Source organism: Streptomyces sp. NPDC006463 (assembly GCF_042870715.1).
Taxonomy (GTDB): Bacteria; Actinomycetota; Actinomycetes; order Streptomycetales; family Streptomycetaceae; genus Streptomyces.
Window position 1 is genome coordinate 1 of the sequence record NZ_JBIAHP010000020.1, and the last position, 14,003, is coordinate 14,003.

Sequence of the window (14,003 nt, forward strand, 5' to 3'; positions counted from 1 at the left end):
GGCGTCAAGCTGACGACGCTGCGCCCGGAGCAGGCCGACTACATCGGCGTCCCGGTCGAGGGCCCGTACAAGCCGGACCACTACCGCTACTGATCCCGCTCTGGCCCGGCTTTCGAGTGAGCCTGTAGCGGCTGCGGCAACAGTGGAAAACGTGTTCCAGTCCCTGTCCGTACGCAACTTCCGGCTCTTCGCCACCGGCCAGCTGCTGTCCGTGATGTGCACCTGGATGATGTTCGTCGCCCAGGACTGGCTGGTGCTGTCGCTCAGCGGCGACTCGGCCACCGCCCTCGGGCTCGTCACGGCCGTGCAGTTCACCCCGACGCTGCTCCTGACCCTGTACGGGGGACGGCTCGCCGACCGGTACGACAAACGCAGGCTGCTGATCCTCGCGAACCTCGCGGCCGGGCTGCTCGCCCTCCTCCTCGCCCTCGTGGTGCTGGCGGGGCGGGCGAGCCTGCCGGTCATCCTCGTCTTCGCCGGCTCCCTGGGCGCCGTGTCCGCCGTCGAGTCGCCCACCCGGATGTCCTTCGTCAGCGAGCTCGTCGGCAGCGAGCTGCTGCCCAACGCCTCCGCGCTCAGCGCCGCGTACTTCAACACCGCGCGTATCCTCGGCCCCGCCCTCGCCGGGCTCCTGATCAGCGGATCCGACTCCACCGGACCGGTGATGCTGCTCAACGCGCTCAGCTACCTGGCCACCGTCGCCAGTCTGACGATGATGCGCACCAAGGAGCTGCAGCGCACCGAGACCGCCCCGGGCGGCGCCAGGATCGCCGACGCACTGCGCTACATCAGGGGCCGGCCCGACCTCGTCATGCCGCTCGGCCTCGTCGCCGCCGTCGGCATGTTCGGCTTCAACTTCGCGCTCACCCTGCCGCTGCTCGCCAAGACCGTCTTCCACTCCGGATCGGCCAGCTTCGGGCTGCTGACCACCGCCATGGCGGCCGGCTCCCTGCTCGGCGCCTTCGCCGGCACCGCCCGCCGCGGCCGGCCCGGCCCCGGACTGGTCATCGGCGCAGCCCTCGCCTTCGGCGTCCTGGAGACCGCCAGCGGCCTCGCGCCCAGCTACGCCCTCGCGATCCCCCTGCTGGCGGCCACCGGCTTCGCCACCATCTCCTTCGCCCAGGCCGCCAACCACCGCATCCAACTGGGCAGCGACCCGCGCTACCGGGGCCGCGTACTGGCCCTCTACACCGTGATCCTTCAGGGGTCCACCCCGCTCGGCGCCCTGCTCGTCGGCTGGCTCTGCGAGCACTACGGGGCACGCTCCGGCCTCTACACGGGCGGCCTGGTCACCGTGGCGGCGGCCCTCACGGCCCTGTACGCGCACCGGCGCACCCGAGACCGGTCCTCAAGCGGACTTCCACGGGACGTCGAGGGCGCCGGGCGAGGGTTGGCTGGTTCCGATGTGCGTTCCCGGCCCACAGAACGGAGGCCGCGCGTATGAGACCGCACCGAGTGCTCCACGCCGTCTACAAGATGCTGGTCGCGGCGGGCAGCATCTGGGTCTGGTTCCCGCCGGACCAGACGAGCGTCCCGCAGGGGCCGCCTCCCCGGCACCCGGAGAGGCTCCGCCCGGATCTCCCGTTCGACGAGACCGAGACGGCCCTGTTCCGGCAGCTGATCGGCCTGTGGCAGTGAACCCCGGCCGCACCCCGCGGGCCGGCCGCCCCGTCGTACCCGCACACCTCCCCCTCCCTACAGTCCCGGAGGAAACCCGTGAGCATCACTGACGTCGCCCCCGCCCGCATCCAGGACCGTGCCGCGGAACTGGCCGACATCAAGGCCCAGGCCGTGGCCGGGCCCGACCCCAAGGCCACCGAACGTCAGCACGCCAAGGGCAAGCTGACGGCGCGGGAGCGCATCGAGCTGCTGCTCGACGAGGGCTCGTTCCACGAGATCGAGGCCCTGCGCCGGCACCGGGCCACCGGATTCGGGCTGGAGGACAAGAAGCCCTACACCGACGGGGTCGTCACCGGCTGGGGCACGGTCCACGGGCGGACCGTCTTCGTGTACGCGCACGACTTCCGCATCTTCGGCGGCGCCCTCGGCGAGGCCCACGCGCAGAAGATCCACAAGGTGATGGACCTCGCGCAGTCCGCCGGCGCCCCCCTGGTCTCCCTCAACGACGGCGCGGGAGCCCGGATCCAGGAAGGCGTCACCGCCCTCGCCGGCTACGGCGGCATCTTCCAGCGCAACACCCGGGCCTCGGGCGTCATCCCGCAGATCTCGGTCATGCTGGGCCCGTGCGCCGGCGGCGCCGCCTACTCCCCGGCCCTGACGGACTTCGTGTTCATGGTCCGCGAGACCTCGCAGATGTTCATCACCGGCCCGGACGTGGTCCGCGCGGTGACCGGCGAGGAGATCACCCAGAACGGCCTCGGCGGCGCCGACGTCCACGCGGCGGTCTCCGGTGTGGCGGCCTTCGCCTACGACGACGAGGAGAGCTGCCTCGCCGACGTACGGTTCCTGCTGTCGCTGCTGCCCTCCAACAACCGCGAGACCGCGCCCCGCGAAGAGTCCGACGACCCCGCCGACCGGCGCACCGACGCCCTCGCCGACCTCGTCCCGGCCAACCCCAACCAGGCTTACGACATCCGCAAGGTCATCGAGGAGATCGTCGACGACGGCGAGTACTTCGAGACCCAGCCGGCCTGGGCGCAGAACGTCGTGTGCGCGCTGGCCCGCTTCGACGGACACGTCACCGGGATCGTCGCGAACCAGCCCTCCGCGATGGCCGGGGTCCTCGACATCCACGCGAGCGAAAAAGCCGCCCGCTTCGTGCAGTTCTGCGACGCCTTCAGCATCCCGCTGGTCACCCTCGTCGACGTACCCGGCTTCCTGCCCGGCGTCGACCAGGAGCACAACGGCATCATCCGGCACGGCGCGAAGCTGCTGTACGCCTACTGCAACGCCACCGTCCCGCGGATCCAGCTGATCCTGCGCAAGGCCTACGGCGGCGCCTACATCGTCATGGACTCGCGCTCCATCGGCGCCGACGTCTCCCTCGCCTGGCCCAGCAACGAGATCGCCGTGATGGGCGCCGAAGGCGCGGCCAACGTCATCTTCCGGCGGGAGATCGCGGCGGCCGAGGACCCGGACGCCGAGCGGGCGCAGAAGATCAAGGAGTACCAGACCGAGCTGATGCACCCCTACTACGCCGCGGAGCGCGGCCTGGTGGACGACGTCATCGACCCGGCCGAGACCCGCTCCGTGCTCATCGGCTCGCTCGCGATGCTCCGCTCCAAGTACGCCGACATCCCGTCCCGCAAGCACGGCAACCCGCCGGTGTGAGCCCTGCGCCGAGACACGAGGAGGCAGACGCATGACCACCACCTGGAAGATCACCGGCGGCAACCCCTCCGCGGAGGAGACCGCCGCCCTCACCGCCGTCCTGACGTCCCTGCTGGCCCGGCGGGCCGCCGCCGCCAAGGCGCCCGCCGCGCCCGCCGGGGCCGCCGGCAGCGGCTGGCACCGCACCCACCGCAACCCGCACGCCTGCGCCGGGATGTGGCGCGGCAGATGAGCGCCCGCCCGCTGAAGGGCCGTTCAAGTACGGCTCCAGCCCGGGGCGGCACCGTATCGACGGCACACCACGCAACCGAAACCCATGTCAGGAGAATCGCCATGACCGACGCGAGGCTGGTCGGAACCTGGACCACGGAGCTGGAGGACGACGGTAAGTCCGTGTTCGGACTGGCGTCCTTCACCGGTGACGGCGGCGTCACCTGCTACCAGGTCAACGCCAAGAACATCGGCCTGGGCAACTGGGAGTCCACCGGACCGGACTCCTTCCACTACAACTTCCACATCCTCGCCGTCAGCCCCGAGGGCGAGCACGTCGGCGAGGCGCACGTCTTCGTCACCGGCGAGTTCGTCTCCGACGACGAGTGGGTCGGCACCGGCGGCGCCAACTTCTACTCGCCCAAGGGCGACCTGCTGCGCGGCCACGAGGGCTCCAAGGTCAGCGCCCGCAAGTTCGGCATCGACAAGTAGCCGGACGGGCCGACCCGTCCCGTACCCCGGACCGGGAATTCACGGAGGAAAGAACCCCCATGCTGCGCGACGAACTCAAGGGTGAGCTGGTTCTCCCGTCCGATCCGGGGTACCGGCTCGCCAGGCAACTGCAGAACACCGAGTACGACTCGGTGACCCCGTACGCGGTCGCCTACTGCGAGTCCCACGAGGACGTCCTGGCCTGCGTACGGCACGCCCAGGACAGCGGCGTACAGGCCCACGTGCGCGGCTCCGGCCACAGCTTCAACGGCTGGTCCACCGGCACGGGCCTGGTCATCGACCTGTCCCGGATGAACCACGCCGTCGCCGACGGCCCCGCCGTGCGCATCGGCGCCGGCGTGCAGTCCCTCGACGCGCTCGACACCCTGGGGGCGCAGGGCCGCCAGATCATCACCGGCACCTTCCCCACCGTCAGCCAGGGCGGCTTCCTGACCGGCGGCGGACTGGGCTGGCAGACCCGCAAGTTCGGCGTCGCCAGCGACCGGATCCTCTCCGCCCGGGTCGTCCTCGCCGACGGGCGGACCGTGCGCGCCTGTCCCGACGAGCACCCCGACCTGTACTGGGCGCTGCGCGGTGGCGGCGGCGGGAACTTCGGCATCGTCACCGAGTTCGAGCTGCGGCCCGTCGACGCCCCGCTGCTGACCGCCTTCGAGACCCTGTGGTCCTACGAGGACGCCCCCGGCGTACTGGCCGCCTGGCAGGCCTGGGCCGCCGCGGCCTCCGAGGACCTCGGCACCTCCCTGGTCGTGCTGCCCGGCATGTTCGGGCCCGGCGGCAAGCCGATCGTCAAGATCTGGGGCGTGCACCACGGGGCGCCCGAGGACCTGGAGCGGGCCCTCGACGAACTCACCGAGGCCGCCGGCACCAAGCCCGTGCACCGCGAGGTCGGCGCGCCCGGAGCGTACGCCGAGGTCATGCACGAGGCGCTGTGCGGATCCAAGACCGTCCAGCAGTGCCACCGCACCGGCACCCACCCGGACGCGATCGGCCACCGTCACCCGTACACCCGGCAGGCCTACCGGCTCACCGGCCGGCCTGTGACGCGCACCGAGGCCGAGTCCCTGCTGGGGGCCTGGAACCCGGACCTCGACAACGAGCGCTACCTGCTGTGCATCGCGCTCGGCGGCGCGGCCAACCGGGTCGGCCGCACCGAGACCGCGTACGTCCACCGCGACGCCCAGTTCCTGACGGGCTTCCAGATCGCCACGCGCGACGAGGAGTCGGCGGCCCAGGGGCCGGCCGAGCTCGACGAGTGGGCGGACCGGTGCGGCGCGGCCCTCGCCCCGCTGGCCACCGGCTCGTACATCAACTTCCCCAGCTCGCGGGTGCCGGCGGACTGGGAGGGCGACCACTACGCGGAGAACGCCCCCCGGCTGCGCGACATCAAGCGCGCCTACGACCCCGAAGGCTTCTTCCGGCACGGGCAGAGCATCGGCGCCGGCCCGGCCGGCGCCCCCGGCGCCCACCAGACCACGAAGGCGGCAGGACGATGAAGACGGATCTCACGGACAAGGTGGTGCTCGTCACCGGCGCCTCCCGGGGCATCGGCCGGGCCACCGCCGTCGCCTACGCGGCGGAGGGCGCGCGCGTCGCGATCACCTACCACTCCGACGAAGCGGGCGCGAAGGAGACGGCCGAGCAGGTCGCCGCCGCCGGCGGTACGCCCTACGTGGTCCGCTACGACCTCGCCAACGAGGACTCGATCCGCGCCGCCGTCGCCGCGGTCGGCGCCGAGTGGGGCGGCATCGACGTACTCGTCGCCAGCGCGGTGGAGTGGGGCGACGCGATCCCGCGGCCCGGCCGGCAGATGCCCGCCTTCGAGGAGGTCCCGGTCGAGCAGTGGCAGCGGGTCCTGCGCACCTCGGTCGACGCCGTCTTCCACACCATCCAGGCCGTCCTGCCGCACATGCGCGGCCGCGACTGGGGCCGCATCGTGCTCGTCGGCGCCGGGCTCGCGAACTCCGGGATGATCGGCGCGGGCGCGTACGGCGCCGCCAAGTCGGGGCTGTTCGGGCTGGTCCGCAGCCTCGCCTGGGAGCTGGGCCCCGCGGGGATCCTGGTCAACGAGGTCGTCCCCGGCCAGACCCTCACCGAGAACGTGCTCACCCACGCCTCGCCCGCCTTCCTGGAGAACAAGGCCAAGTCCCTGCCGTCGGGCCGGATGAACACACCCGAGGACGTCGCGCGCACGATCCTCTTCCTCGGCTCCGCCGCCAACGGGAACGTCCACGGCGAGGCCCTGCGCGTCACCGGCGGACTCTGAACCCCGCCCCCCTCCCAGCCGGACCCCACGCACGGCCGCCGCCGGCCACACACCCAGGAGAACCCATGACCGACACACTCGACGCGCCGAAGACGCTGGCGGACGGGGCCGAGGACGCTCCTGCCTACCCGATCCAGCGCAAGTGCCCCTACCAGATGCCGCCCGGGTACGAGGGGCTGCGCGAGAAGGGCCCGATCTCCCGGGTCACCCTCTGGAACGGCCGGGTGGCCTGGCTGGTGACGGGCAACGAGCTCGGCCGCAAGCTGTTCCCGGACGCCAGGCTCTCCTCCGACGTCCTCGACCCGAACTTCCCGCTGCTCGCGCCGCGCATCGAGGCCCAGCGCCAGCAGGCCGCCGCGCCCCCGCTGGTCGGCGTCGACGACCCGGTGCACGCCCGCCAGCGCCGCATGGTGCTGCCGAGCTTCGGCGTCCGCCAGGTCAACGCACTGCGTCCGGTGATCCAGAGTTACGCCGACGACCTCCTCGACAAGATGCTGGCGGGCGGCCCGGGCCGGACCGTCGACCTGCTCACCGAGTACGCCCTGCCGATGCCGTCCGCCGTCATCTGCCAGCTGCTGGGCGTCCCGTACGAGGACCACCACTACTTCGACGAGCGCTCCCGGCACGTACTGTCCTCCTCCGGCCCCGAGCAGGCCGCGCAGGCGCAGCAGGCGTTCACCGAGATCCTCGCGTACCTGGACGACCTGATCAGCCGCAAGCAGGCAGAGCCCGGCGACACCCTGCTCGACGAGCTGATCGCCCGCCAGCTGGAGGACGGCAAGGTCGACCGCAACGAGCTGGCGATGATCGCCACCGTCCTGCTGGTCTCGGGACACGAGACCACCTCCAACATGATCGCCCTGTCCACGATGGCGCTGCTGGCCCACCCGGAGCAGATGGAGGCGCTGCGCGCCGACGAGTCCCTGATGCCGAGGGCCGTGGACGAGCTGATGCGGTACGCCTCCATCGGCGACATGCTGATGCGCGTCGCCAAGGAGGACATCGAGGTCGAGGGGCATGTGATCAAGGCCGGCGACGGGGTGATCCTGTCGACGATGCTGATGAACCGTGACGGGCAGTCCTTCGAGAAGGCCGACGACCTGGACATCTTCCGGCCCTCCGGCCGCCACGTAGCCTTCGGTTACGGCATCCACCAGTGCATCGGCCAGAACCTGGCCCGTGCCGAGATGGAGATCGCCCTCGCCACCCTGCTGCGCCGGGTACCGAGCCTGCGCCTGGCGGTCCCGGCCGACCAGGTGCCGGTCAACGCCCCCTTCGTCCTGCAGGGAGTCTCCGAACTCCCCGTCACCTGGTAGGCCGCCGTGCGCATCTCGATCGACACCGACCGGTGCATCGGCTCCGCCCAGTGCGCCGTCTCCGTTCCTTCCGTGTTCGAGCAGGACGACGACGGCTTCTCCACCGTCATCGCCGGTCGTGAGGACGGCGCCGGCCATCCGATGGTGCGCGAGGCCGTACGGGCCTGCCCGGTGCAGGCCATCTCGCTCGCGGAGACACAGGAGACACAGGAGACGCAGGAGGCGTGAACGCGTGCCGGCCGGGCCCTGACGGCCCGGCCGGCCTTCCCGCAGCTCGGGGCCCGGACGGTGCGGCGTCCGGGCCCCGAGCCGTTCTCGAACGGATCTCGAGCGCCGTCGTGGACGATGGTGGCCATGGACATCCGCAGCCTCGACGGTGACGACCCGGCGACGATCACCCTGCTCGTTCCGGGCTTCCAGGAGACGATGAGTCTCGAACTGCCCGCCGACCCCCCGGTGTCGCAGGCCCTGCTCGCCAGGCTGCTGCAGCGCCGGCACGGAGCCGACCGGATCGTCCTGGCCGCCTTCGACGGCGACACGCCCGTCGGCGTCACCAAGCTCGGCCTCGACCTCGGCGACCCGGCCGGACCCGGCCACGGCTCGCTGTGGGTCTTCCCGTCCTTCCGCCGCCGCGGCGCGGGCACCGCCCTGGTCGAAGCCGCCCGCGCCGAACTGCGCACCCGCGGCCGCGGCCACCTGATGGTCGACGCCCCGCACACCCCCGCCGCCGAGGCCTTCGCCTCCGGCTGCGGCGCCGAACTGCGCGGCACCAACCTGCGCAACCGCCTCTTCCTGAAGGGCCCGGCCGCCGCCGGACTCGACGAGCTCGCCGCCCGGGCGGTACCCGGCCACCACCTCGTGAACTGGACCGACCGCTGCCCGGACGAGCTCGTCGGCTCCTACGCCAGCGCCTGGGGCACCCTCGACGCACCTGTCAACGGGCAGGCGCAGGTGCGCACCCCCACCGCCGACGACGTCCGCGCGCGCGAGGCCGAGGCGGAACGGGCCGGACACCGCCAGCACGTGACCGCCGCGGTCGACGACGCGACCGGCGAAGTCGTCGGGTACGCCACCGTCTTCGTCCGCGACAGCCCGATGGCCGACGCGGGGGAGACCCTGGTCCTCGCCGACCGGCGCCGCCGGGGCCTGGGCACCTGGCTCAAGGCGGACCTGCTGGCCCGTACCGCCCGCGAGAACGGGCAGGTGGCCCTCGTCCAGGCCTGGAACGACGTCGACAACGACGCCGTCGTCGCCCTCAACCGCCGCCTCGGGTTCGCGTCGGACAGCTCCTGGTCGACGTATCGCGTCAAGGCCTGACGCCGACTCCCCGCTGCTGCGAGCGGAGTTCGAGTTCAGGTCCACCGGCCGCTGCCACGATCCGCACAGACCGGTATCCGCGAGAGGGGTTCTTTGTGAGTAAGAGCGGCACGCATGTACTGATCGTCGGTGGCAGCCTCGTCGGCCTCTCCACCGCGGTGTTCCTCGCCCATCACAACGTGCCCTGCACCCTGGTCGAGCGGCACCCCAGCACCTCCATCCACCCGCGCGCGGTCGGCTACTACCCGCGCACGGCCGAGATCCTGGGCACGGTGGGCGTCGAGGCGGCCGCCAAGGCCGCCGCGTCCGGCTTCGAGAAGCACAAGACCCGCGCGGGCGTGGTCTCCCTGGCCGGCGAGGTCCTCTTCAGCAAGGAGGAACTGGAGGGCGGCGACGAGCTCGCGGACCTGACCCCCTCCAAGCTGCTGCTGCTGCCCCAGGACCGGCTGGAGCCGATCCTGCGCGCCCGGGCCGAGAAGCTCGGCGCAGACCTGCGGTTCAGCACGGAACTGGTCTCCTTCACGCAGGACGGGAGCGGCGTCACCGCCGTCGTCAAGGACGCCGAGGGCGCCGAGACCACCCTGACCGCCGACTACCTGGTGGCCGCCGACGGGCCGCGCAGCACCGTACGGGAGTCGCTGGGCCTGGTGCGCGAAGGGCGCGGAGTCCTCTCCCGGCACGTCAGCATCGCGTTCGGCGCCGACTTCGGCGCGGTCCTCGGGGAGCGCCGCTACAGCGTCGTCCACGTCAAGAACGACACGGTCATGGGCATCCTGGTGCACGACGACACCCTCACCGAGGGCACCCTGATCGTGGGCTACGACCCCGAGAAGGGCGAGGGCCTCGACGACTTCACCGACGCCCGCTGCGCCGAGCTGGTCTCAGCCGCGATCGGTTCGGACGAGGTCGAGGTCACGATCCGCTCCCGCTTCCCGTGGGACATGGCCGAACTCGTCACCGGGAACTTCGTCCAGGGCCGGGTCCTGATCGCGGGCGACGCCGCCCACCAGATCCCGCCCACCGGCGGCTACGGGGCCAACACCGGCATCGCCGACGCCTTCAACCTGGCCTGGAAGCTGGCCCTGGTGACCAAGGGCGTTGCGGGCACCGGTCTGCTCGACACCTACCAGGAGGAGCGCCACCCGGTCGGCTCTCACACCGCTCGCCAGGGCTCGCTCCAGCTCGCCCTGCGCTCGGGCACCGCGACCGAGGAGGAGAAGGCCGCCACCGAGGACGCGATGACCGTCACGATGGGCCAGGCCTACCCCTCCGGCGCGTTCATCACCGAGGCCGGCGTGGAGCGGCCGCCGCTGACCTCCGACCCGCGCACCCTGCGCGGCGAGCCCGGCACCCGCGCTCCGTACGTGGTGCTGGAGCGTGACGGCGCCCCGCTGTCCACGCTGGAGCTGTTCGGCACCGGCTTCGTCCTGCTGGCCGGGGCGGACGGCGGCTCGTGGGCCGAGGCGGCCGGCGCGGCCGCCACGGCGCTCGGCGTCGACCTCGCCTTCCACCGCATCGCGCCGGCCGCCGACGGCGGGGCGCTGGCGGACCCGCAGGGCCGGTGGGCCGCCGCCTACGGCGTGGCCGCCGCGGGCGCCGTCCTGGTGCGACCGGACGGAATCGTCGCGTGGCGCACCCCGGCCGCCGTCCCCGCCGATGAGCAGGGCGCGGCGCTGACGGCGGCGCTGCGCCGGATCCTGGCGCGCTGAGAGATGAGGGACTGGCGGTTATCCGTCGGCCTGGGCGCCGCGCATCTCGGCGACCGAGTCGACGTACTTGATCAGCAGGCGGGCGAACTGCAGGCGCTCGTCATCGGGCCACTCCCGGGTGATGAACTCGAAAGCGGCCCGCTGGTGGCGGCGGAACGCCGCCAGCATCGCCAATCCCTCGTCCGACATCTGCAGGATCGTCCGGCGCCCGTCCTGCTGGGACGCGGCGCGGATCAGGTAGCCGGCGGAGATGCAGTCGGTGACCATGCGGCTGGCGACGGAGGGGTCCACCGCGAGGCGCTCGGCGACGACTCCGACGGTGATCTCCTGGCCGTCGTGCTCGGGCCCCTCCTCCACGATGTTGAGCACCAGCGTCCGGGTCATGTCCTTGCGGGACACCGGGTTTTCCACGTTCAGCGCCGATGCGCGGCGCAGCCGCGAGAAGGCCGGGCCGACCGCGTCCAGCGGGTCGGCGGTGGCCAGCGCGCCGTGCGCGGAGGGGAGCTGCGCGGTCTTCTGCCTGGTGGTCGAAGTCTCCATGGCGAACATCCTAGGCGCGGTGATCGAGGACAGCGAGCATGTGTATGCTCACAAGCGTTTGCATGACAGCAAGCATATAGTTTTTCCTCGTCATAGAAACCCCCAACCCCCCTCTGGAAGGACTGCAATGCCGGACACCAAGGACTTCGACTTCGACGTCCTCATCGTCGGCGGAGGTCCGGTGGGCATGCTGCTCGCCTCCGAACTCCGCATCGCCCGCGCCAAGCCCGTCGTGCTGGAGCGCCTCACCGAGCGGACCCCCCACTCCAAGGCCTTCGGACTGCACGCCCGCTCGCTGGAGTCACTCGACCGCCGCGGCCTCGCCGACCGCTTCCGCGACGGCGCCCACTCGTGGAGCAACGGCCACTTCGCCGGCCTCGACGTCTGGGTCGACTTCTCCCTGCTCGACAGCGCCCACAACTACGCGCTGCTCTCCGAGCAGACCCGCACCGAGCGGCTGCTGGAGGAGCGCGCCGAGGAGTTCGGCGTCGAGATCCGCCGCGGCCACGAGGTGACCGCCGTCCGCCAGGACGAGGACGGCGCCGAGGTCGACGTCAACGGCCCCGAGGGCTCGTACACCCTGCGCGGCCGCTACGTCGTCGGCACCGACGGCGGCCGCAGCCTGGTCCGCAAGTCCGCGGGCATCGGCTTCCCCGGCACCGGCGGCCGCGTCACCGCGCGCCTGGCCGACGTGGTCCTCGCCGACCGCGAGAAGGCGCCGATGGGCATGGAGCGCACCGAGCGCGGTCTGCTCTTCTGCGTCCCGCTCGACGACACCTACCACCGCGTCGCGACCTTCGACTTCGAGACGACGAAGGAAGCGGGCTCCGAGCTGACGCTGGAGGAGTTCACCGCCAGCCTGCGCGAGATCTGGGGCGACGACCTCGGCGCGAGCGAGCCGCGCTGGCTGTCCTGGTTCACCGACTCCGCCTGCCAGGCGGAGACCTACCGCTCCGGACGCGTCCTGCTCGCCGGCGACGCCGCCCACACCCACTTCCCCGTCGGCGGCCAGGGCGTCAACCTCGGCCTGCAGGACGCCCTCAACCTCGGCTGGAAGCTCGCCGCCACCATCAACGGCTGGGGCTCCGAGGGTCTGCTCGACACGTACGACAAGGAGCGCCAGGAGCCGGCCCGCGCCGTACTGGCCAACACCCGCGCGCAGATCGCGCTGATGAACCCCGACCCGTACGTCACCCAGCTGCGCGAGCTCTTCCAGACCCTGATGACCAAGGACCAGGTCAACCGCCACATCGCCGAGATGCTCAGCGGTGTCCGGGTCCGCTACGACATCGAGGGCCCCGAGCACCGGCTGCTCGGCGACTTCGCCCGCGACCTGTCGCTGAAGACCGAGGAGGGCACCCAGACCCTTCCGAAGTACCTGCGCCGGGGCAACTTCGCGCTGCTCGACCTCGCCGGCCGCCCGGAGATCTCCGAGGTCTACAACGAGTGGGCCGCGCCGCTGAAGTGGGCCGGCCGCGTCGGCCACATCGTCGCCGAGTGCGCCGAGGAGCCGGAGCTCGCCGGTGTGCTGGTACGTCCCGACGGATACGTCGCCTGGGCCGCGGACAAGAGCGCCTCGGCCGAGGAGGTCGCCGAGGGCCTGCGTACGGCCCTGGAGACCTGGGCCGGGGTCACCGACCCCACCCGCGCCGTCTTTAAGTAATCGGTAAAGAAACGCCCCGCGAGGCCATCACATGTGGACTCGCAATCAAATGCATGACAACATGCACATGTATCCGGCCCCCCGGACGGAGCCGCGGCCCAGCGCGACGGCTCGACGGAAATACCGTTTGGAGAAATCATGCGAATCATCCGCCACTACGAGCACGGCGCTCCGTCTGTCCTGCGCCTCGAAGAGGTGGAGAAGCCGCAGCCCGGTCCGGGTCAGGTTCTGATCCGCGCCGAGGCCATCGGCGTCACCTTCGCCGAGGTCCAGCGCCGCCAGGGCATCCCGATCGGCGGCCACGCCGGTCTGCCCGGCGCCCCCGGCGGCGACGTCGCCGGCACGATCGAGGCCGTCGGCGAAGGCGTCACCGACCTCGCCGTCGGCGACCGCGTCGTCGGCGACATCGACCACAGCGCCTACGCGGAGTACGTCGTCGCGGACACCGGCTGGCTCATCAAGATCCCGCAGGACCTCGACGCCGCCGCCGCGACCCTCCTGCCGAGCCCGGCCCAGACCGCGTACCACGCGATCAAGGAGGCCGGCCGCCTCCAGCCCGGCCAGACCATCGTGATCGACGCGGCCTCCGGCGGCGTCGGCCACCTCGCGGTCCAGATCGCCAAGGCCCTCGGCGCCGGCAAGGTCATCGCGACCGCCAGCACCCAGGCCAAGTGCGACTTCGCCCGCGAGCTCGGTGCCGACGTCACCGTCAACTACAGCGACGAGGACTGGGTCGACCAGGTCCTCGCCGCCACCGACGGCCGCGGCGCCGACGTCGTCCTCGAAACCGTCGGTGGCGACGTCCTGCTGAAGTCCCTGGGCATCACCGCCCAGTTCGGCACCCTCGTCTTCTACGGCTCGGCCTCCGGCGACATCCCGGACCTGCCCACCCTGGCCCTGTCCCGCATGAAGAACGTCGCGGGCTTCAGCCTCTACGCGATGCTCTACAACAAGCCCGAGGCGATCGCCGAAGGCCAGCGCCACCTCTTCGAGCTCATCAGCTCCGGCCAGGTCAAGCCGGTCGTCCACGAGCGCCTGCCGCTCGATGAGGCCGCCAAGGCCCACGAGCTCATGGAAGCCCGTGCCCAGCTCGGCAAGGTCGTCCTCGTTCCCTGAGGCAGCCGCGCCCCGAGCCGGCCGGCCCGTCCACCCCCGGGACGGGCCGGCCGCACCCCCCACCA

15 protein-coding genes are annotated in these 14,003 nt (G+C 71.9%); 14 read left to right on the plus strand and 1 reads right to left on the minus strand.

From position 1 onward, the window contains the following. The 12 genes from ACFYOB_RS30035 to ACFYOB_RS30090 all read left to right on the plus strand — a co-directional run. A partial coding sequence (locus ACFYOB_RS30035) for an adenosylhomocysteinase (RefSeq protein WP_388565265.1) occupies positions 1-93 on the plus strand: 93 nt, incomplete at its 5' end. A gap of 58 nt (positions 94-151) precedes the next feature. Then, positions 152-1,444 carry an MFS transporter gene (locus ACFYOB_RS30040; RefSeq protein WP_388564936.1) on the plus strand — a complete coding sequence of 431 codons (1,293 nt, stop codon included), beginning with the start codon at positions 152-154 and terminating at the stop codon, positions 1,442-1,444. After that, a complete protein-coding gene (locus tag ACFYOB_RS30045; protein WP_388564938.1) occupies positions 1,441-1,638 on the plus strand; it encodes a DUF6059 family protein in 198 nt (65 codons plus the stop codon). Before ACFYOB_RS30040 ends, ACFYOB_RS30045 begins: the two co-directional genes overlap by 4 nt. An 84-nt stretch (positions 1,639-1,722) precedes the next feature. After that, the gene (locus ACFYOB_RS30050; RefSeq protein WP_388565267.1) at positions 1,723-3,291 is read left to right on the plus strand and encodes an acyl-CoA carboxylase subunit beta; all 1,569 of its coding nucleotides are present in this window, start codon (positions 1,723-1,725) and stop codon (positions 3,289-3,291) included. 31 nt (positions 3,292-3,322) lie between these two features. Beyond that, positions 3,323-3,523 (plus strand): acyl-CoA carboxylase subunit epsilon, encoded by a 201-nt coding sequence (locus ACFYOB_RS30055; RefSeq protein ID WP_388564940.1) that lies wholly within the window; start codon positions 3,323-3,325, stop codon positions 3,521-3,523. A 101-nt stretch (positions 3,524-3,624) separates the two neighbouring features. Continuing rightward, on the plus strand, positions 3,625-3,993 hold the full coding sequence (locus ACFYOB_RS30060) for a hypothetical protein (protein WP_328930710.1): 369 nt from the start codon (positions 3,625-3,627) through the stop codon (positions 3,991-3,993). A 59-nt stretch (positions 3,994-4,052) separates the two neighbouring features. Next, on the plus strand, positions 4,053-5,507 hold the full coding sequence (locus ACFYOB_RS30065; protein ID WP_388564942.1) for an FAD-binding oxidoreductase: 1,455 nt from the start codon (positions 4,053-4,055) through the stop codon (positions 5,505-5,507). Further along, complete coding sequence (locus tag ACFYOB_RS30070) at positions 5,504-6,277, plus strand: SDR family NAD(P)-dependent oxidoreductase (protein ID WP_388564944.1); 774 nt, start codon at positions 5,504-5,506, stop codon at positions 6,275-6,277. The genes ACFYOB_RS30065 and ACFYOB_RS30070 overlap by 4 nt, the downstream gene beginning before the upstream one ends. Positions 6,278-6,342: 65 nt before the next feature. After that, positions 6,343-7,593, plus strand: a complete 1,251-nt coding sequence (locus tag ACFYOB_RS30075) for a cytochrome P450 (RefSeq protein WP_388564946.1) — start codon at positions 6,343-6,345, stop codon at positions 7,591-7,593. Positions 7,594-7,599: 6 nt separating this feature from the next. Then, complete coding sequence (locus tag ACFYOB_RS30080; protein WP_388564948.1) at positions 7,600-7,821, plus strand: ferredoxin; 222 nt, start codon at positions 7,600-7,602, stop codon at positions 7,819-7,821. A 126-nt stretch (positions 7,822-7,947) separates the two neighbouring features. Next, the gene (locus tag ACFYOB_RS30085) at positions 7,948-8,910 is read left to right on the plus strand and encodes a GNAT family N-acetyltransferase (RefSeq protein WP_388564950.1); all 963 of its coding nucleotides are present in this window, start codon (positions 7,948-7,950) and stop codon (positions 8,908-8,910) included. A gap of 95 nt (positions 8,911-9,005) precedes the next feature. Further along, positions 9,006-10,619 carry an FAD-dependent oxidoreductase gene (locus tag ACFYOB_RS30090; RefSeq protein ID WP_388564952.1) on the plus strand — a complete coding sequence of 538 codons (1,614 nt, stop codon included), beginning with the start codon at positions 9,006-9,008 and terminating at the stop codon, positions 10,617-10,619. 18 nt (positions 10,620-10,637) lie between these two features. Here ACFYOB_RS30090 and ACFYOB_RS30095 read toward each other — a convergent pair whose 3' ends face one another. Then, positions 10,638-11,159 carry a MarR family winged helix-turn-helix transcriptional regulator gene (locus tag ACFYOB_RS30095; RefSeq protein ID WP_328930703.1) on the minus strand — a complete coding sequence of 174 codons (522 nt, stop codon included), beginning with the start codon at positions 11,157-11,159 and terminating at the stop codon, positions 10,638-10,640. 127 nt (positions 11,160-11,286) lie between these two features. On the opposite strand from ACFYOB_RS30095, the gene ACFYOB_RS30100 reads away from it, so the two are divergent. Together ACFYOB_RS30100 and ACFYOB_RS30105 are read left to right on the plus strand one after the other, a co-directional pair. Then, positions 11,287-12,822 carry an FAD-dependent monooxygenase gene (locus ACFYOB_RS30100; RefSeq protein ID WP_388564955.1) on the plus strand — a complete coding sequence of 512 codons (1,536 nt, stop codon included), beginning with the start codon at positions 11,287-11,289 and terminating at the stop codon, positions 12,820-12,822. Between the two features lie 138 nt (positions 12,823-12,960). Then, positions 12,961-13,938 carry a zinc-binding alcohol dehydrogenase family protein gene (locus ACFYOB_RS30105; RefSeq protein WP_388564957.1) on the plus strand — a complete coding sequence of 326 codons (978 nt, stop codon included), beginning with the start codon at positions 12,961-12,963 and terminating at the stop codon, positions 13,936-13,938. Positions 13,939-14,003: the final 65 nt, after the last annotated feature.